Raw genomic sequence first — 16,932 nt, forward strand, 5'->3', positions numbered from 1 at the left:
CGGCCGGACTGTAATTGCGCTAGTAGCCAAGGGCGAGGCCGTCCTTGCGCATTTCGCTGGCAGCGCCGTAGCTTTCGCCTGTGAACATGGTGGCCTGATAGCCGCCGAAGCCGCCATCTGTGCCGCCGACGGTCCAGCCCATCCTGGCCAGCAGCGCTTTCGTGGTCTCCGGTACGCCGGTTTCCAGCTTCAGGGTGCCAAGCCCCGGCGTGTAGACACCGGTTGGCTGTGATGAGCCATCATGACGCCAGCGCGGGCAGTCGCCTGCGGCCTGCAGGTCCAGGTCATAATCCACCATGTTGAGGATGATCTGCGTCTGCCCCTGCGGCTGCATCCCGCCGCCCATGACGCCGAAGGCCAGCCACGGTGCACCGTCCTTGGTGGCAAAGCCGGGAATGATTGTGTGGAAGGGGCGCTTGCGCGGCGCATAAAGGTTCGGCGAGCCGTCCTGCAGGCTGAAACCCGCGCCGCGGTTCTGGAAGCTGAAGCCCAGCCCGTCCGCCATCAGGCCGGAGCCCATGCCGGCATAGTTGGACTGGATGAGGCTGACCATCATGCCGCTGGAATCGCTGACCGTCAGATAGGTCGTGCCGCCCTGATGCGGGGCATCGCCCGGGAAGGCGCGCGCCATCGGGCGGTCAGGCCGGATCAGCGATGCCCGCTGCTGCCCATAGGAATCCGAAAGCAGCATATCGATCGGGATGTCCGCAAATTCCGGATCGGCGAACCAGCGGGCGCGGTCTTCGAAGGCGAGGCGTTTGGCTTCTGCCTGGTAGTGGATCGACTGGGCCGTCATCAGGCCGGCTTCGCGCATGTCGAAATTCTTCAGGATGGAGAGCATCTGGAGCGTGGTCGGCCCCTGGCTGTTCGGCGGCATGCCATAGACCGTCACACCGGCGCGGTAATCGACATGGTTCGGCTCGACCCATTTGGCGTGCTGGGCGGCAAGGTCGGCCCGTGTCATCCAGCCGCCAATGCGTTTGAAATAGGCTTCGATCGTGTCAGCGATCGGGCCGTCATAATAGGCATCCCGGCCGCCTTCGCCGATCATGCGCAGCGTGCGGGCCAGATCCGGGTTCCGGACGATTTCACCCTCCTCGGGTGTGCGTCCGCGCGTGTAATAGATGCTCTTTACGTTTTCGACTTCCTCGATTCCGGAATCCGGGCGCAGGAAGTAGGCCATGTCGCTTTTCATGCGCGCGGCGATCATCAGCGCGATGGGCATGCCTTCCTCGGCGATGCCGGCGGCCGGCTCCATCAGGTCTTTCCAGGGCAGCTTGCCGTAGCGCTGGTGCATCGTCCACCAGGCGTCGACCGCGCCCGGCACGGTGACTGCGGGGGCGCCATGGAAGGGGACGCGGCCTTTTGGCGACCTTGCCCGCAGCGTCTCAAGCGACAGGGCGGCCGGGGAATGGCCGGACCCGTTCAGGCCCATGACCTTGCCGAGGGCCGGGTCCCACATGAGGCAGAACGCATCCCCGCCAATTCCGTTGGCGGTCGGCTCGACCACGCCCAGCGTGGCATTCGCCGCGATCGCCGCATCGACCGCCGAGCCGCCCTTGCGGAGAATGTCGAGCGCGACAAGCGTTGCGCGCGGATGCGACGTCGCCGCCACACCATTCATGCCCCACACCACGGAGCGGGACGCAAAAGGGGCGCCTGCCAGGCGGTCACCTGAATAAATCGTATTGCTGAGAGGTGGGGGTGCATCGTCCGGCGGCGGCGCAGCGGGCGCGGCCTGTGCCGCGAGGGCCGGGGGTGGCGCCGTGGTGCAGGCTGAGAGGGCCAGGGCCGCCGTCGCGGGTCCGGTAAGGAGGAATTGTCTGCGCTTCATGATGAGATCTTGATCAATGGAGGAGGGGATCGAAGGAACGATCTCAGGTCCCGTCGCCGGGAACCTCAAGCATTGAGGGCGCAAGATGCCGCCGGCCTTCCAAATTGCCCGATTGCGGGCGGTCCGGAGCGGTGAGCGCTAATCTTTTTGGCAGGCTTCGGCGAGAGTGCAGGCGCGGTCGTTAGCGCGCAAACAGTTGCGAGAGGTCCTTGAACGCCTTCATTTCGATCGCATTGCCGGACGGGTCCCGGAAGAACATGGTGGCTTGTTCACCGGCCTGTCCCTTGAACCGGATGTAGGGCTCGATAACGAAGTCCGTGCCCGCTGCGGTCAACTTGTCTGCGACCTCCTGCCAGTCGGACATGCTTAGCACCACGCCGAAATGCGGCACAGGCACGTCATGGCCATCGACGCTGTTCCCCGGATCTCCGGTCTTGGCGGAGTCAGGAACCAGATGGGCGACAATCTGGTGGCCGAAAAAATCGAAATCGATCCATTCGGCTGCGCTGCGTCCCTCGGGGCATCCGAGCAGTTCGCCATAGAATTCCCGCGCGGCTTCCAGATCGTGGACAGGAAAGGCGAGGTGGAAAGGGCGAAGCGACATCAGCGTGGGTCTCGTCATAAAGATGCGGGGAAGTGATCCCCTGTAGCAGGTCCGGACACCGCGCAGATATCCGTCATTTCTGTCATCCGTGGCAGCCGGATGAAAATCTGTGTTCAGATTATTAGCGGGTCGGGACCGGCACGTCGCCCGAATAATCGTAGAAGCCCTTGCCGACCTTGCGGCCGACCCAGCCGGCCTCGACATATTTCACGAGAAGGGGGCAGGGGCGGTATTTCGTATCGGCGAGCCCATCATGCAGCACCTGCATGATCGACAGGCAGGTATCGAGGCCGATGAAGTCCGCCAGCGTCAGCGGTCCCATCGGGTGGTTCGCGCCAAGGCGCATGGCCGTGTCGATGCTCTCAACCGTGCCGACCCCTTCATACAGGGTGTAGACCGCCTCGTTGATCATCGGCACCAGGATGCGGTTCACGATAAAGGCCGGGTAGTCCTCGGCATTGGTTGTTGTCTTTTCAAGACGGTTGGCAAAGCCGATCGCCGTCTCGTAGGTCGCCTGGCTTGTGGCAAGCCCCCGGATCACTTCCATCAGTTTCATCAGCGGCACCGGATTCATGAAATGCATGCCGATGAACTTTTCCGGCCGGTCGGTGGTGGAGGCCAGGCGGGTAATGGAAATCGAGGATGTATTGGTGGCCAGATAGGTCCGGGACGGGACGATTTCGCAAATGGAGCGGAAGATCTGCTCCTTCACTTCGCGCTTTTCCGTGGCCGCCTCGACAACCAGGTCGTCGTTTTCGTGCGCCTTGATCGACGTGGAGGTCTTGATACGGCCCATCGCCGCCTTCATCTCGTCCACGCTGAATTGCTCGCGGGAGACCTGACGGGCCATGTTCTTCTCGATGGCATCCATGCCGTGCTTCAGCGCGTCTTCGGAAATATCCGTCATCACGACATCGTAGCCGGCAAGGGCGCTGACATGGGCAATTCCGTTGCCCATCTGGCCTGCGCCAATCACGCCAATGGTCTGAAGGTTCGTCATCCGCTATCGCCCTGAGTCTTCTTTGCAACTGTCTGACATATCCTGTTTGTGCAGTGCGTCAAAGATCAAGTCAGCACATCAGATACGCCCATGCCGGAATGGCAAAGAGGCGGCAATGTTGCTTCCGGACAACAAAAAGCCCGGCACAGGCCGGGCTTTTCGCGTAATGGGTGATTTTGTTTCGCTTAGAGCGCGTCCGTCAGTTCCGGAACGGCAGCGAACAGGTCAGCGACCAGGCCGTAATCGGCAACCTGGAAGATCGGGGCTTCCTCATCCTTGTTGATGGCAACGATGACTTTGGAGTCCTTCATGCCGGCAAGGTGCTGGATGGCGCCGGAGATGCCGATGGCGACATAGAGTTCAGGCGCGACGATCTTGCCGGTCTGGCCAACCTGATAGTCGTTCGGGGCATAGCCAGCATCCACAGCGGCGCGCGAGGCACCGACAGCGGCGCCGAGCTTGTCCGCCAGCGGGAAGATGACTTCCTGGAACTTCTCGGCAGAGCCGAGGGCGCGGCCGCCGGAGACGACGCGCTTGGCGCCGGCCAGTTCCGGGCGATCCGACTTGACCATTTCTTCCGAAACGAATTCCGACTTGAACGGGCCTGCCGGGGCATCGACCGTCTCGACCGAGGCCGAGCCGTCTTCGCCAGCAGCGTCAAAAGCGGTCCCGCGGACGGTGATGACTTTCTTCGCATCGGCCGATTTGACGGTCATCATGGCGTTGCCGGCATAAATCGGACGCTCAAAGGTTTCCGCATCGATCACGCCTGTGATCTCGGAAATCTGCATCACGTCCAGCTTGGCCGCCACGCGGGGGGCCATGTTCTTGCCGGCCGTCGTTGCCGCGAAGAAGACAGCGTCATAGCCGTCCATCAGCGGAACGATCAGCGCTTGCATCGGTTCAGCGAGCTGCTTTGCGACACTGGCACCGTCGGCGTGAAGCACCTTGCGTACGCCGGCCACTTTCGCAGCCGCCGCAGCCACATCGCCAGCGCCTTCGCCGGCAACCAGGATATCCACATCGCCGCTGAGTTTTGCGGCGGCGGTCACGACCTTGTTGGTGGCGTCCGAGAGGGCCGCATTGTCGTGTTCAGCAATTACGAGCACAGCCATATCAGACAACTCCTGCGGTTTTCAGTTTCGACACGAGGGTGGCGACATCCTCGACCTTTTCACCAGCCTGGCGCACCGGCGGTTCGGTGACCTGAACGACAGACAGGCGCGGAGTGATGTCGACGCCGTAGTCGGCCGGGGCCTTCTCGTCGATCGGCTTCTTCTTCGCCTTCATGATGTTCGGCAGGGAGGCGTAACGCGGCTCGTTGAGGCGCAGGTCCACCGTGACAACGGCCGGCAGGGCCAGCTTCACGGTTTGCAGACCGCCATCGACTTCGCGGGTCACGGTCAGCGCATCGCCGTCCTTCTCCAGCTTGTAGGCGAAGGTGCCTTGCGGCCAGTCGAGCAGGGCGGCCAGCATCTGGCCGGTCTGGTTGGAATCGTCGTCGATCGCCTGCTTGCCGACGATCACGAGGTCCGGCTTTTCTTCCTCGACCACTTTGGACAGCAGCTTGGCAACGCCCAGCGGCTCAACCGTTTCATCGGTCTTGATCAGGATGCCGCGGTCACCGCCCATGGCGAGCGCCGTCCGGATGGTTTCCTGTGCCTGTTGCGGGCCGATGGAAACGATCACCACTTCGGTGGCCGTACCGGCTTCTTTCAGGCGGACAGCCTCTTCGACGGAGATTTCGTCGAACGGGTTCATCGACATTTTGACATTGGCGAGATCGACCCCGGTCTTGTCCGGTTTGACGCGGACTTTCACGTTGTAATCGATCACGCGTTTGACGGGCACGAGGACCTTCATGAGCAGCGCTCCACACGTTTCGAGAGATTGGACTTATAAGATGGGCGTTGCCTACAGGCACTGAAAAGCTTTCGCAAGTTTGACGTTGACGTAAGTGTCAAATTGGCGCGCTAAAATGGGGTAATTTCCGGCCTCAAACGGCGTGATTCCTGCAATATGAGACCCCTATGACGCGATCTGGACTGTTCTTCAGCCTAATTTTTGCCTTTGCCCCGCTCTTTCATGCGGCTGCAGAGGGCCTCACCCGGCTGGACCCCGGCCTCTATGCCATATCCACCGAAATCGAAACCAGCATGCAGGATCCGGGGACGGGCACGCTGCTGGAGACCTGGACGGATCCCTTTGGCGGAGCAGCCTGCCTGGAGGGGGAGGAAGCCCGCCATATCCGCCCGGACTCGTTCATCGACCCGCGCTGCCATGTCTCCAATGTGCGGGCGGATCCTTATGGAGAGGCCTTCGACCTTGTCTGCGCCTTTCCGGAAGGCCTGCTCAGCGGGACCGGGACCCTCGCGGTGGATCCGACCCGGCCGACGGAGTTCCTCCAGCGGTTCACCTTGCGCAGCCCTGGCCCGGTTGCCTCCCAATGGGTTACCATCCGGGGCCGTCTTGTCGGCGCCTGCCTGCCGGACGACCTGGCCGCTGGCCCCTAGACAGCAGCGCCTACGTAGAATCCGCAATTGGCAATTTCACTGGCCGGTCGGACATGTCATAGAGACGCCGCACATTATCGGAGGACATCCATGTCGCACACGCCCCACGAACTGACCGAAGAATTCCCGGATCTCGCTGACAAGATCCACGCGCTGAAGACCAGCGATGCCCACTTCGCGAAGCTCGCTGACGAATATCATGAGCTGAACCGCCAGATTCACCGCATCGAAACCGATGTGGAACCGGCGAGCGACGAGCACCAGACGGAACTGCGCAAGCAGCGCATGGCGCTCAAGGACGAGCTCTACAACATGCTCAAGGCGTAAGCCCTTTCCGGCAAAGGCCAGGGCGCGAAGGGTTTAGGTAGAATCCCGAATGGGCGTGTCTGCCTCTGTCTGCCAGATTTGGCGGGAAGACGGATGCAGTTGACCCGGGAGGATGAGCCCGATGACCCACTTGCCCCTTGGCCTTGCCGGCGACTTTCCGGAATCCGTCGGCCGTATCTTTGAACTGGAAGCGGAAGAGGGGGATTTCGTGCAGCTGGCCGAAGCGTACGAAGCCATCACGCTGGAACTTCAGGAAATCGAATGCGGGATCGAGCCGGCCTGTCATGCCTATGTGGCCCAGCTTCGCCGCCAGCGTGATACGCTCCGCGAGACCCTGTTTGCCCGTCTGAGCGCCTGACCTAGCGCCACAGCTTCGGCTGCGCGTCCGCCACACTGTCCCGGCAGCCCTCGTCCCACGGATAAAGCCCGTCCAGCAGGCCAGGCCAGACGATCTGGACAAGCGCCGGATGCCCGCCCTGGCCATTACGGGCCCACAGCCAGTCGGCCAGCTCGGCATATTTCCCGAACGCATCCTCGTGCGAGACCTTGCGGCCGACGCAATCGAAATCCTCGTGCAGGCCTTTCCAGACCTGGTTGTCTTCCAGCTTCCGGCCCGCCTTGATCTGGTCGTGGACGTTAGCCAGCATGTCGTACATCACATCCCGGTGCAGGCCGAAAACGATGAATTCCGGGGCGTCCAGCGTTTGCGAGAAGCCGACCGTATAAGTGTAGTTCGGGGTGACCAGCTCGGGATCGTACCGGTGTGCGGCATACCAGCCATGGGCCTCGATGCTGCCCAGGATCCGCTGTTCTTCTTCGCTCACGATACCGCCCGCCATGGGCGAATGACGCGCTGTGCCGGGCTTGGGGTCAAGAGATAAGTCTTCAGGTGACGGAGATTTAAGCATGACAAGGCGTTCATGCGGGCGACCCTGGGACCTGGTGCCGGGGAGGCAAGGCCGTGATCCTCTGGACGCTCGAAGACGGCATCTGGAAGATGCAGTGGGACAGCTAGAATAACGGCCCGGTGGACCAGGGGCTTCGGTCGCCGGCAGACCGGTCTAGTAATGCGGCGGGGGCGTGTTCGCCGGGGCCGCTTCGCTCACGGCCTGTTCGGTTTCGGCGACCCGTTCGCCCAGCCGAGCGACCTGACGCTCCAGCCGGTCGATCACCTTCCATTGCGCCGTGATGGCCGCGTTCAGGTCCTCAATCGTCTGGTCCTGATGGACCACACGCATTTCAAGCTCGTCGAGGCGGGCGGAGTCCGATGAAGTGCTGTCTGTCATGGGGGAGGGATTAGCGCTGCTGGTGGAGCGTGGCAACGGCTTCGGAACGTTGAAACGTAGCGGGGTAGGGTGGGTTGAAGCAACGCCGACACCCGCTATCCGGACTCATCGCAGGTGTTGCACGGAAAGTGCTGTGAACGCACAATCGCCAGAAAACGGATGCACGTGTCTGAATTTCAACGTTTTGTTGACAAAATCACCAAACTAATCTCCCTGTGATTCTGCCAATCACTTGGGGGAAGTTTTTTGGGTTACGCACTAGAAAAACAGGTTATGGAATCTGTTTCTAAGGGCTTATTGCGAAAGCAAAGCCCGAAAAAGGCGTCAAGGAAAGAGTTGCTGGCCTTGAGCGTGGACCCCTTTGGATCTACCAGCAGTAGGCTGCGATCGCTGTTTCTCATTCTGAATATAATGCGGATCGGCAAGATTAACTCCTATGGCAATCCTTTAAGCGCGGGGTTTTCTCACAGCCGAGTGTTTCTTTGTTCGAATGAAGAGCAAAACATCTTCTTTGACAGGTCGGTGGGGCGGGTTCCTCTTGATGCGGCGAAATATATATCTGACCTTATTACTGTGTTTGACATGCACAGTATGGGTAATGTCTGTCTGAAGAGCATATCATTTGAGTGCCTGTCGGTCGTTCTTCTGGTCGATGATGATGACGAAGAATTGCTATCAAGAGTAGCGCATTCGCTGGATGATCCACATACAAAAATTTTAGAAAAGTAGCGAGCAATTCGGTGAGTATCTGCCTATTTATACCGCTCCGGAAGGAGCTGAACTATGCGAAAACTGTGCTGAATGAGTTTGGACAACTCGCTACAAAGAAGTCGAGTGTGGTACCCTACAACTTTAAGGGGCTGCTGTTTAAAAAGAGACTCAAAATTTCAGTTTGTCTTATCGACGACATGGGAAATTGGCCGACCGCAGCATATGTTGCTTGGGCTTTAGGCGCCCTTAAACCAAAAATTGCTATTCTTGCGGGTATCGCCGGTTCGTTGGATGCGAAAGCTTTGCCGGTTGGAAGTGTCGTGGCGTCCTACCGGGCAAAAACAATATACGCCAATAAAATCAAAAAACGGTCGGAGCGAGAAGTGTTCGTCGACGAGTACTTGTCTAGTGCGGACGGTAAGATCCAAGTCGATAGACGGGAGAAGGTATTCACAGACTCGTTTTTCCGGAATAAGCGTCGCTACTACGACCCGCTTCCGATGGAAGAAGAGTTTTCCAAAATAATTGAAGAAATACGTACACGGTGTATGTCTGTGGGGCTTCCTCCTGAAGTTTCATCGGTGATTTCGGGTATAAAAATTGGTCAGATTTTTTCAGGGGACCTTGTTATAGATTGCGAAGAAGCCGTCCAATATATATCCGATAAGATAAAGGATGATACGCTGGACTACTATCGGCAAAAGGACATGCTTGATAGCGCAGATGGGAACGCAAGTTATATCAGGGCGGATTGGGATTTCGAGCCAGCCTCAGCTGTTGATATGGAATCGGCGGGCTTCCTTCACGCTATTCAAATAGCAGAAGCGACGGTTACTCCCTTTATCGTTAGGGGTATTTCGGATGTCTGTGCTCAGAAAAATGATAACCATCAAGAGCTAGCAGCAAGAAATGCAATTGTATCGGCACTCGCAGTTGCAGAGATGGCATATAATCATGGTGCGGTTATTCCTGGTCTCAATGATTAGTTTTTTCGACGTAGATATTTCTCCCCTTCTCCATAAACTCGCGGCTCTTCTCTTCCATCCCTTTCCGCGCCTCCGCGGCTTGCTTCTCCAAATCGTTCCGTTCGTTCTCGCTCATGCCCGCTGCGTATTCCCGCACTTCTGCGGTGATCTTCATGCTGCAGAATTTGGGGCCGCACATGGAGCAGAAGTGGGCGACCTTGTGCGCCTCTTTGGGCAGGGTCTGGTCGTGGAAGTCGCGGGCGGTTTCGGGGTCGAGGCGATTGGCGCCTTACGGGTTGCTGGGCGTTGACAGTCTTTGTTCGAAAACGAGTTTGATAAAATCGTGCTCGGTTATGATCTGCTCTTTCAAAGCCAATAGACGACGTCTTCCGCATCGTGCGTCCGAAATCGCCAATCCCCGGATCAGAACTGCTTCAGACGCCAACATGTCATCAATGCTCATACTCAAACTATCAAACAGCATTTCGTTTGATTGGGACACCGGGGCCAAGCCTTCAGCGGCGACTTTCTCAAATGAGTCCTCGTAGGTGTCGCCAGATTTCAGGTGAGTCTGCATTAATTGCGAAGCTTTGAAGTCTGACGTTGAGTATATGCGTTTCTTGTCGAGCGTGATCCAGATTTCGCCTAATCGATGATGGTGGCCCATTCGCTGGCGCGTCTCATAGATATGCAAGCGCCCTTTCAGACAATCGGCGAAGCGGTCTTCCAGTCTTTGCTTGAGCTTGGACCACTGCATTTATCTGTATCCCAAAGAGCCCATCCGTAGAGTGTCGTTGAGCAAAGCGAAATGCGCCATCTGCGCCAATGGTGCATTTCGTGCCTCAATGTACTCTACGATTTAATCAATCGCTTCGCGCTTTTCGCCGGTTTCCGAGAGATAAATCTCCCCGCCTTTCTCCATAAACTCGCGGCTCTTCTCTTCCATCCCCTTGCGCGCTTCGGCGGCCTGTTTCTCCAGATCGTTCCGTTCGTTCTCGCTCATCCCGGCCGCATATTCCCGCACTTCGGCGGTGATCTTCATGCTGCAGAATTTGGGGCCGCACATGGAGCAGAAGTGGGCGACCTTGTGGGCCTCCTTCGGCAGGGTCTGGTCGTGGAAGTCGCGGGCGGTTTCGGGGTCGAGGGCGAGGTTGAACTGGTCTTCCCAGCGGAAGTCGAAGCGCGCGCGTGAGACCGCATCGTCGCGCACCTGCGCGGCGGGGTGGCCCTTGGCGAGGTCTGCCGCGTGGGCAGCGAGGCGATAGGTGACCACGCCGACTTTCACATCGTCCCGGTCGGGCAGGCCCAGATGCTCCTTGGGCGTCACATAGCAGAGCATGGCCGTGCCATACCAGCCGATCATGGCCGCGCCGATGCCGGAGGTAATGTGGTCATAGCCCGGCGCGATATCGGTGGTGAGCGGCCCGAGCGTATAGAAGGGGGCCTCGCCGCATTCGCGCAGCTGCTTCTCCATGTTCACCTTGATCTTGTGCATCGGCACGTGGCCGGGCCCTTCGATCATCACCTGGCAGCCTTTGTCCCAGGCGATCTTCGTCAGTTCCCCGAGCGTTTCCAGCTCCGCGAACTGGGCTGCGTCATTCGCGTCGGCAATCGCGCCGGGGCGCAGGCCGTCGCCGAGGCTGAACGAGACGTCATAGGCCCGCATGATGTCGCAGATTTCCTCAAAGTGCGTGTAGAGGAAGCTTTCGGTGTGGTGGGCCAGCATCCATTTCGCCATGATCGAGCCGCCGCGGCTGACGATGCCCGTCACGCGGTCTGCCGTCAGGTGGATATAGGCGAGGCGCACGCCGGCATGGATGGTGAAATAGTCGACGCCCTGTTCGGCCTGTTCGATCAGCGTGTCGCGGAAGACGTCCCAGGTGAGGTCTTCGGCGACGCCATTCACCTTCTCCAGCGCCTGATAGATCGGCACCGTGCCGATCGGAACCGGGCTGTTGCGGATGATCCATTCGCGCGTGTTGTGAATGTTGCGGCCGGTGGAGAGGTCCATGACGTTGTCGGCGCCCCAGCGGGTGGCCCACACCATCTTGTCGATCTCTTCCTCGACGGAGGAGGTAACGGCGGAGTTGCCGATATTGGCGTTGATTTTCACAAGGAAGTTCCGCCCGATGATCTGCGGTTCCAGCTCAGCATGGTTGATATTGGAGGGGATGATGGCGCGGCCGGCGGCGATCTCGTCCCGCACGAATTCCGGCGTGATATATTCCGGGATGTGCGCGCCGAAGCTCTCGCCCTGTTCGATCCGCTCTGCGGCGCCTTCGACGGCGGCGCGGCGGCCGAGGTTTTCGCGCGTGGCGACGTAGATCATTTCCTTGGTGACGATGCCGGCCTTGGCGTATTCATACTGGGTGACCGGGCCGGTGCCCGTGCCGCGCAGGGGGCGGTGCTTCACCGGGAATTCGCGGGCGAGGTGTTTGCCGCTGGCGCCGCCATTGTCTTCCGGCTTCACGTCGCGGCCGTCATATTCCTCGACATGGCCGCGCTCCAGCACCCAGTCGCGCCGCGTTCGGGCAAGGCCTTTTTCCACGTCGATGGTCACCGACGGGTCTGTGTACGGACCGGACGTGTCATAGACCGGCACCGGCGGCTCATTGGCGGAGGGGTGCAGGTCGATTTCGCGGTGCGGCACGGCCAGATCGGGCAGGGGGTGGGTGTAGACCTTGCGGCTGGCGGGCAGCGGCCCGGTAGTGACCTGCGGGGTGGTGAATTCGGATTGGTCGGAAGGCTTGTTCATTGTGCAGGCTTTCTCTGGTGATAGGTCAACGCCATGGCGAGGCAATGGCGGATGGGGTCTGCGGGAAGGGGGGCGCCGAGGGGCAGGCGGAGTTCGCGATTGCCGACAAGGTCAAGCGTTTCGCCGTAAAGTGTGCGCCACTCGTCCAGCAGCGTGGTCTGGCAGTTGACGAAAATGCCGGCGCTGTCGGGCCGTTTGGGCGACCAGGCGAGGCGGATCGTCGTGCCGCTTTTCGGGGCGCTCGTCAGATAGGCGGGCTCGCCCCATTTCAGGGTTTCGGTGATGCGGCCCGCCTCTGGCAGGCTATCAGCCGTTTCATAGAGCATGCCCCGGATCGCGAGCAGCAGTTTGCGTGCCGGGGCGGGATAGGTGGCAAACACCTTGCCGACATCGCCGCCGGGCGCGGGGATCTGGAGGTTGGCCGTCTTCATGGCGCCATGCTCCCGGCCTGTTCCGGCGTCAGTTCGATCCACAGCGTGTCGGCCTGCGCCAGCAATGTGCCGTCTTCAGCATGCAGCGCGGTGCCGGCGAAATGCTTCCGCCCGTCGCTCCATTCATGCCAGGCATGGATGATCACGGGCTGCCCGGTCAGGATGGGCTGGTGGATGGCTGCCGTCATCTCCCCCAGCAAATAGGTCGTCTCGATCTCGGGCAGCGCAAAGCCGCCGGGGCAATCCAGCGCCGCCCAGACATATTCCGGCCGGACATGGCCATGCCCGTCATCGAAATTGGCATGCGGCGTCCAGACGGCCGCCGCTTCCAGCTTGCCGCCGAGCCGCCCGCAATGGATGTGCAGGCCGTCGCCCTCTTTCCGGTTCCGTCCGCAGACGAAGCAGGTGGAGAGGCCGCCCGCACCGAAATAAGTCGGGGTCTCCCCGGCTTTCCGCGCGGCTTCCATCGACGGCGCTTGGGGCGGGGTCAGCGTGACACCGCCGGGGCGCGCGGTGAGGATGGGCTTCTCGCCAAGGGTGGCGACCAGTTTGTTGTCCTGCTGTGTAACGGCCAGTGGCGTATCCAGCGGAATCGGGGCGGAGATGCGCACGGTATGGGGCGTCTCGAACAGGCGCGACAGCATGCCGGACGCATAGCCGCCATTGCCCGAAGTGGGCGGGCCATTAAAGGCAGAAGCAATGGTGATGTCGCCAACCGGCTGCATGGTGTCCGCTCCGTCCCTCGCGCCGGCCACGCCGCGCATGCGCAGCATTCCCCGGATCAGGTTCAAAGGGTAAAGTCTCAGCCCGCCCGGCTCATTCCGGTGCGGACACCCCTCGGATGCGTGTCAGACTAGCGGGTTTGCGGCGCCCTGCAAAGGGGGGCGCGGAAGGGCGTGGGCTTAGGCCTTTTTCAGCTCGATCCAGAGCTGTTCGGACTGGGCGATCAGCTGGCCGTCGCCGGTGTAGATGGCCGTGCCGGCGCCGTGTTTTCGCCCGTCATGGAAGTGGTGCCAGCCGGCCACGACCAGCCTGTCTCCGGCGGCCGGCAGGGCGTGGAGATTCCCGGCGATGCGGGCGAGCACCATTGGATTGTCGCCGAAGCCGACCGCAAAGGCGCCGGGGCAATCAAGCGCCGCCCACAGGATTTCCGGGCGGACACGGCCGTCATCTCCGGCAAATTCCGGTGCAGGCACCCAGACATCGGCCACGCCGTCAAAGCCGTCGGCCGGGCCGGTAAAGAGGCGCAGGCCGTCGCCGACCTTGCGGTGCGGACCGCAGACAAAACAGCTGGGGAAGGCATGGGCCTCTTCCGGCGGGAAATGGCTGCGGCCGTTGAGGGCCTGGTCTGGCGTCGGGGCGTCCGGCGGCGGTGGCAGCAAGCCGGACGGGGCAGACGTGGCCACCAGCGTGTCGCCGTCGAAGAACTCAAAGCCCTGCGCGGCGGAAACAACCCGGATCGGCTTGTCCAGCGGCGGCGGTGCGCGGAGGTTCACTTCGGCTGGTCCGTCGATCAGCGCGGCGAAGACGCCCGCCGCGTAGCCGCCATTGGCCGAGCCCGGCGGACCATTGTAGCGGGCCGCGATTTCGATCGTCTCAGGATGCGTCAATGAAAGGTCCTTCCGCAGCGGTGCCAGCACGAGTTCCGCCCCGCGATAGAGGCCGGAGCGCGGACGGTCCACCGTGCGAAAACGCGCAGGCGTGAAAGCCTATTCTGCTGCTTCGGAATCGAGCTTTTTGATCGCTTTGTCCCAGTCGCTGACCTGGTCCTCCGGCGTCCTATCGATATGGGGGCGGCATGCGCACCGGCGGCGTGATTAACAGCCAGCGCAGTTCCATTAACCTTCTGTCGACACGATTGGTTCAAGTCTGGTGGCAGAGACTGAACACACGGACGGGAGATCCGCCCATGGCCTTTGACGCAGCGCTTGCCGCCGCCCCACAGACCGATACGAAGCCGACCAAATGGCAACGCTTCAAGGTCGACCTGTGGCTGACAGACCTGAACCTCACCGAAATCGGCATCATGAAGCACACGCAGCATGAGGCCGAGTCCGACCAGTTCACCAAGGACATGGAGATTATCGGCCAGATCCGGGAAGATGGAAAACGCTCCGGTATCGTCGCCTACCGCAAGGAATTGTGGAAGGATGGCAAGGACATGAAGCGCCGCCTGGTGATCAAGCTGTTCTCGGAGAACATGCATTGGCGCGGCACGATGGAGCTGATGATGGGCCGCTCGCTGCAGCTGTCCATCGGCGCGCGCGGCGTGCCGGTCACGGCCTTTTCACTGAACCTGTCCCGGTCGAAACAGCTGATCCAGCTGGAGCGGTCGGCGCAGAAATGGCCGCTGTTCCCGGAAAAGTTCTCCTTCTTCATCGAAACGTCGCGGGGCCCGCGTTTCTACCGCCTGCGCCGCAATGTGATCGGTATCGGTGCGGACTACACGCTGTATGACGACAAGAACCGCAAGATCGGATCGCTGGATCACCGGATCATCAATCTGGGCGGCAGCTGGATCGTGAAGCTCGATGCCTCGCATTCCTATGCGGCGCTGGAATCGGTGTTGCAGATGTTCTGTACCATGTTGCGCTTCAACGGGGCGGTGCGCCGGCATGTCTCGCACGAGGTGGAGATGGTCAATCGCGGCCGCGCGGTGCGCGAACTGGATCATCAGGAGTCGGATCTTTACCTCAATCCGCGCCGCCGGCGCTGACGCCTATTTTCCGTCCTTGAGGAAGCCGAGCTCGCGCTGGAGCTTTTTTGTCAGCCCTGCCGCCACGAGCTGGTAAGAGCCTTCGAGATAGGCCTTCAGATCATCGTCGGAGAGCGTGTCCGCGCTGTAGCGCTGGATCCATTTCATGCCGCGTGAGGCAAGGTGCGGCGCGCCCCGGCAGCCGGGCTGTTCCTTCAATATGTCGAAACTCATCTCCGAGACCTTGAACGAGCAGACCATGTCACCGTCTTCCTCGCGGCCGATGGCGAAGACCTTGCCGCCGATCTTCCACACGGTTGCCTCGCCCCACTGGATGACGCTGGTCGTGTGCGGAAGACCGCCGCAGAATGTGTTGTAGGCTTTGAGTTTCATGGCGTCCCCTTCACCCGCAGTCTAGCCGGGGAAGGGGGCGCCGGATAGTCAGCCTTCGTAGCCGTCGTTCAGGCCCTTGAAGATCTGGTCGAAATTGCCGCTGGCTTCGGCGGCGCGCAGCATTTTCGCGCGCTGGACGCAGACCTCGGCGGGCGTGTCTTCAATGCGGAAGCTCTCCATCGTCTCGGCAACGAAGTCTTCCAGAGGCATATAGCTTTCGCGCGTTTCCTGGCCGGGGGTGATGCCCGTCCGCACGCCCGGCGGGGCCAGCTCAATGACTTCCACATTCGTGTCGCGCAGCTGGTAGCGCAGCGATTGCGTCCAGGCATGGAGCGCGGCCTTGGACGCGCTATAGGCGGGGGCGTGGGCGAGCGGGACATAGGCAAGGCCGGAAGTGACATTGACCACGCGCGCCAGAGGCTGTGCGCGCAGATGGGGGAGGAGGGCCGCGGTCAGCCGGATCGGGCCGAGAATGTTGGTCGTGACGGTTGCCTCGGTGACCGACAGGTCCACCGGGTCGGCCAGCCAGTCTTCTTTCACCATGATGCCGGCATTGTTGAACAGCACGTTCAGGGCCGGAAAGTCCGCGATCAGGGCCTTGGCGAAGCGGGAAATGTCTGCCGCGTCGCTGACATCCAGCGTCCGCGCATGCATGCCGTCACGCCCGGCAATCGTTTCTTCAAGGCTGCTGGCGGTGCGCCCTGCGACGATGACTGTATTGCCGAGCGCGTGGAATTCGCGGGCCAGTTCCCGGCCGATGCCGGAGCCGCCACCTGTGACGAGGATCGTGTTGCCTGTGGTTTTCATGATGTCTCTCCTTGCGGGCGGGCCGGCTGCCCGACTGTTCAGGAGATAGGGGCGAATCGGCACATTGGAAGTGGTGGCCATGCAGTGCATGGCGCGCAAGAAATCCGCTTACGGAAGAGTGTCTGCTAAAGCGCCTTTTCCATGAACAGGGCGCTGCCCATGGCCGGGTCCAGCTCGTAGGCGCGGTAACCGGCCGCCTCGTAGACGCCGCGGGCGCGCGTATTGCCGGAGAGCACTTCGAGGGTGAGCTTGCAGCAGCCGCGGCGGCGCGCTTCGGCCTCTGCCGCATCCAGCAGCAGGCGGCCAAGGCCCTTGCCGCGATGGTCCGGATGCACGGCAATGTCGTGTACGTTCAGCAACGGCTTGCAGGCGAATGTGGAGAAGCCCTCGAACGCGTTCAGCAATCCGGCCGGTGCATCGTCGTCAAAAGCGAGGAAGGAGACCGCGGTGGGCCGCGCCGCCAGTTCTGCGGCAAGGTGGTCCCGCGTGTGCGCGCTCAGCGGTTTGCCGCCGCCCATCGGGTCGCGCGCATAGATGTCCAGCAAGCCGGTCAGCGCGGCGGCATCTGAGGGGTCGGCATAATCGGCCTGGCGGATGGTCAGGGTCATGCC

21 protein-coding genes and 1 pseudogene are annotated in these 16,932 nt (G+C 61.0%); 6 read left to right on the forward strand and 16 right to left on the reverse strand.

The genetic code is table 11. The features are described 5' to 3' along the window. Window positions 1-19 precede the first annotated feature (19 nt). The 5 genes from HAD_RS05680 to HAD_RS05700 all read right to left on the reverse strand — a co-directional run bounded on the left by HAD_RS05680 (window position 20) and on the right by HAD_RS05700 (window position 5,301). Window positions 20-1,834: a gamma-glutamyltransferase family protein gene (locus HAD_RS05680; protein WP_035569907.1), complete on the reverse strand. Its 1,815-nt coding sequence runs from the start codon at window positions 1,832-1,834 to the stop codon at window positions 20-22. A 181-nt stretch (window positions 1,835-2,015) separates the two neighbouring features. Beyond that, complete coding sequence (locus HAD_RS05685; RefSeq protein WP_199285844.1) at window positions 2,016-2,438, reverse strand: VOC family protein; 423 nt, start codon at window positions 2,436-2,438, stop codon at window positions 2,016-2,018. A 121-nt stretch (window positions 2,439-2,559) separates the two neighbouring features. Beyond that, window positions 2,560-3,438: a 3-hydroxybutyryl-CoA dehydrogenase gene (locus HAD_RS05690; protein ID WP_035569908.1), complete on the reverse strand. Its 879-nt coding sequence runs from the start codon at window positions 3,436-3,438 to the stop codon at window positions 2,560-2,562. 185 nt (window positions 3,439-3,623) lie between these two features. Beyond that, the gene (locus tag HAD_RS05695) at window positions 3,624-4,553 is read right to left on the reverse strand and encodes an electron transfer flavoprotein subunit alpha/FixB family protein (protein WP_035569910.1); all 930 of its coding nucleotides are present in this window, start codon (window positions 4,551-4,553) and stop codon (window positions 3,624-3,626) included. A gap of 1 nt (window position 4,554) precedes the next feature. Beyond that, entirely contained in the window at window positions 4,555-5,301 is a 747-nt protein-coding gene (locus HAD_RS05700) for an electron transfer flavoprotein subunit beta/FixA family protein (protein WP_035569911.1), read from the reverse strand. 167 nt (window positions 5,302-5,468) lie between these two features. On the opposite strand from HAD_RS05700, the gene HAD_RS05705 reads away from it, so the two are divergent. The 3 genes from HAD_RS05705 to HAD_RS05715 all read left to right on the forward strand — a co-directional run bounded on the left by HAD_RS05705 (window position 5,469) and on the right by HAD_RS05715 (window position 6,636). After that, entirely contained in the window at window positions 5,469-5,951 is a 483-nt protein-coding gene (locus tag HAD_RS05705; RefSeq protein WP_035569913.1) for a DUF3617 family protein, read from the forward strand. Window positions 5,952-6,041: 90 nt separating this feature from the next. Beyond that, on the forward strand, window positions 6,042-6,278 hold the full coding sequence (locus HAD_RS05710) for an HP1242/YdcH family protein (RefSeq protein ID WP_035569915.1): 237 nt from the start codon (window positions 6,042-6,044) through the stop codon (window positions 6,276-6,278). A gap of 121 nt (window positions 6,279-6,399) precedes the next feature. Further along, complete coding sequence (locus tag HAD_RS05715) at window positions 6,400-6,636, forward strand: hypothetical protein (protein WP_035569916.1); 237 nt, start codon at window positions 6,400-6,402, stop codon at window positions 6,634-6,636. 1 nt (window position 6,637) lies between these two features. Here HAD_RS05715 and HAD_RS05720 read toward each other — a convergent pair whose 3' ends face one another. Beyond that, the gene (locus tag HAD_RS05720; RefSeq protein ID WP_156942171.1) at window positions 6,638-7,186 is read right to left on the reverse strand and encodes a DUF4262 domain-containing protein; all 549 of its coding nucleotides are present in this window, start codon (window positions 7,184-7,186) and stop codon (window positions 6,638-6,640) included. Between the two features lie 153 nt (window positions 7,187-7,339). Next, complete coding sequence (locus tag HAD_RS05725; RefSeq protein WP_035569919.1) at window positions 7,340-7,564, reverse strand: SlyX family protein; 225 nt, start codon at window positions 7,562-7,564, stop codon at window positions 7,340-7,342. A gap of 246 nt (window positions 7,565-7,810) precedes the next feature. On the opposite strand from HAD_RS05725, the gene HAD_RS05730 reads away from it, so the two are divergent. Beyond that, the gene (locus tag HAD_RS05730) at window positions 7,811-8,293 is read left to right on the forward strand and encodes a hypothetical protein (RefSeq protein ID WP_162177472.1); all 483 of its coding nucleotides are present in this window, start codon (window positions 7,811-7,813) and stop codon (window positions 8,291-8,293) included. A 65-nt stretch (window positions 8,294-8,358) separates the two neighbouring features. Continuing rightward, window positions 8,359-9,261 (forward strand): nucleoside phosphorylase-I family protein, encoded by a 903-nt coding sequence (locus HAD_RS05735; RefSeq protein ID WP_156942172.1) that lies wholly within the window; start codon window positions 8,359-8,361, stop codon window positions 9,259-9,261. On the opposite strand, the pseudogene HAD_RS05740 reads toward HAD_RS05735, so the two are convergent. The 6 genes and pseudogenes from HAD_RS05740 to HAD_RS05765 form a co-directional block, all read right to left on the reverse strand. Continuing rightward, window positions 9,251-9,517, reverse strand: a pseudogene (locus HAD_RS05740) (phosphomethylpyrimidine synthase ThiC); the annotation flags it as partial. The gene HAD_RS05735 and the pseudogene HAD_RS05740 sit on opposite strands and share 11 nt — an antisense overlap. A gap of 12 nt (window positions 9,518-9,529) precedes the next feature. Next, entirely contained in the window at window positions 9,530-9,997 is a 468-nt protein-coding gene (locus HAD_RS05745) for an SF0329 family protein (RefSeq protein ID WP_035569926.1), read from the reverse strand. A gap of 102 nt (window positions 9,998-10,099) precedes the next feature. Further along, entirely contained in the window at window positions 10,100-11,995 is a 1,896-nt protein-coding gene (gene thiC, locus HAD_RS05750; protein ID WP_035569927.1) for a phosphomethylpyrimidine synthase ThiC, read from the reverse strand. Beyond that, window positions 11,992-12,426 carry a DUF1801 domain-containing protein gene (locus HAD_RS05755; protein ID WP_051595947.1) on the reverse strand — a complete coding sequence of 145 codons (435 nt, stop codon included), beginning with the start codon at window positions 12,424-12,426 and terminating at the stop codon, window positions 11,992-11,994. The genes thiC and HAD_RS05755 overlap by 4 nt, the downstream gene beginning before the upstream one ends. Next, complete coding sequence (locus tag HAD_RS05760) at window positions 12,423-13,199, reverse strand: hypothetical protein (RefSeq protein ID WP_162177448.1); 777 nt, start codon at window positions 13,197-13,199, stop codon at window positions 12,423-12,425. Before HAD_RS05760 ends, HAD_RS05755 begins: the two co-directional genes overlap by 4 nt. Window positions 13,200-13,328: 129 nt before the next feature. Beyond that, entirely contained in the window at window positions 13,329-14,108 is a 780-nt protein-coding gene (locus tag HAD_RS05765; protein WP_051595949.1) for a hypothetical protein, read from the reverse strand. 227 nt (window positions 14,109-14,335) lie between these two features. Between HAD_RS05765 and HAD_RS05770 the strand changes: the two genes are divergently transcribed. Further along, a complete protein-coding gene (locus HAD_RS05770) occupies window positions 14,336-15,142 on the forward strand; it encodes a hypothetical protein (protein ID WP_051595950.1) in 807 nt (268 codons plus the stop codon). Between the two features lie 3 nt (window positions 15,143-15,145). On the opposite strand, the gene HAD_RS05775 is transcribed toward HAD_RS05770, so the two are convergent. The 3 genes from HAD_RS05775 to HAD_RS05785 all read right to left on the reverse strand — a co-directional run bounded on the left by HAD_RS05775 (window position 15,146) and on the right by HAD_RS05785 (window position 16,929). Next, entirely contained in the window at window positions 15,146-15,514 is a 369-nt protein-coding gene (locus tag HAD_RS05775; RefSeq protein WP_035569929.1) for an MmcQ/YjbR family DNA-binding protein, read from the reverse strand. A 48-nt stretch (window positions 15,515-15,562) separates the two neighbouring features. Next, on the reverse strand, window positions 15,563-16,321 hold the full coding sequence (locus tag HAD_RS05780) for an SDR family oxidoreductase (protein ID WP_035569931.1): 759 nt from the start codon (window positions 16,319-16,321) through the stop codon (window positions 15,563-15,565). 125 nt (window positions 16,322-16,446) lie between these two features. Next, on the reverse strand, window positions 16,447-16,929 hold the full coding sequence (locus tag HAD_RS05785; protein WP_035569933.1) for a GNAT family N-acetyltransferase: 483 nt from the start codon (window positions 16,927-16,929) through the stop codon (window positions 16,447-16,449). Window positions 16,930-16,932: the final 3 nt, after the last annotated feature.

Source organism: Hyphomonas adhaerens MHS-3, from assembly GCF_000685235.1.
Lineage (GTDB): Bacteria > Pseudomonadota > Alphaproteobacteria > Caulobacterales > Hyphomonadaceae > Hyphomonas > Hyphomonas adhaerens.

Coding starts and splice junctions, on each gene's coding strand:
- HAD_RS05715 (WP_035569916.1), top strand. CDS start 6,400: ATGACCCACTTGCCCCTTGGCCTTGCCGGCGACTTTCCGGAATCCGTC.
- HAD_RS05685 (WP_199285844.1), bottom strand. CDS start 2,438: ATGTCGCTTCGCCCTTTCCACCTCGCCTTTCCTGTCCACGATCTGGAA.
- HAD_RS05680 (WP_035569907.1), bottom strand. CDS start 1,834: ATGAAGCGCAGACAATTCCTCCTTACCGGACCCGCGACGGCGGCCCTG.
- HAD_RS05720 (WP_156942171.1), bottom strand. CDS start 7,186: ATGCTTAAATCTCCGTCACCTGAAGACTTATCTCTTGACCCCAAGCCC.
- thiC (WP_035569927.1), bottom strand. CDS start 11,995: ATGAACAAGCCTTCCGACCAATCCGAATTCACCACCCCGCAGGTCACT.
- HAD_RS05745 (WP_035569926.1), bottom strand. CDS start 9,997: ATGCAGTGGTCCAAGCTCAAGCAAAGACTGGAAGACCGCTTCGCCGAT.
- HAD_RS05770 (WP_051595950.1), top strand. CDS start 14,336: ATGGCCTTTGACGCAGCGCTTGCCGCCGCCCCACAGACCGATACGAAG.
- HAD_RS05710 (WP_035569915.1), top strand. CDS start 6,042: ATGTCGCACACGCCCCACGAACTGACCGAAGAATTCCCGGATCTCGCT.
- HAD_RS05780 (WP_035569931.1), bottom strand. CDS start 16,321: ATGAAAACCACAGGCAACACGATCCTCGTCACAGGTGGCGGCTCCGGC.
- HAD_RS05760 (WP_162177448.1), bottom strand. CDS start 13,199: ATGCTGCGCATGCGCGGCGTGGCCGGCGCGAGGGACGGAGCGGACACC.
- HAD_RS05700 (WP_035569911.1), bottom strand. CDS start 5,301: ATGAAGGTCCTCGTGCCCGTCAAACGCGTGATCGATTACAACGTGAAA.
- HAD_RS05725 (WP_035569919.1), bottom strand. CDS start 7,564: ATGACAGACAGCACTTCATCGGACTCCGCCCGCCTCGACGAGCTTGAA.
- HAD_RS05785 (WP_035569933.1), bottom strand. CDS start 16,929: ATGACCCTGACCATCCGCCAGGCCGATTATGCCGACCCCTCAGATGCC.
- HAD_RS05690 (WP_035569908.1), bottom strand. CDS start 3,438: ATGACGAACCTTCAGACCATTGGCGTGATTGGCGCAGGCCAGATGGGC.
- HAD_RS05695 (WP_035569910.1), bottom strand. CDS start 4,553: ATGGCTGTGCTCGTAATTGCTGAACACGACAATGCGGCCCTCTCGGAC.
- HAD_RS05775 (WP_035569929.1), bottom strand. CDS start 15,514: ATGAAACTCAAAGCCTACAACACATTCTGCGGCGGTCTTCCGCACACG.
- HAD_RS05705 (WP_035569913.1), top strand. CDS start 5,469: ATGACGCGATCTGGACTGTTCTTCAGCCTAATTTTTGCCTTTGCCCCG.
- HAD_RS05755 (WP_051595947.1), bottom strand. CDS start 12,426: ATGAAGACGGCCAACCTCCAGATCCCCGCGCCCGGCGGCGATGTCGGC.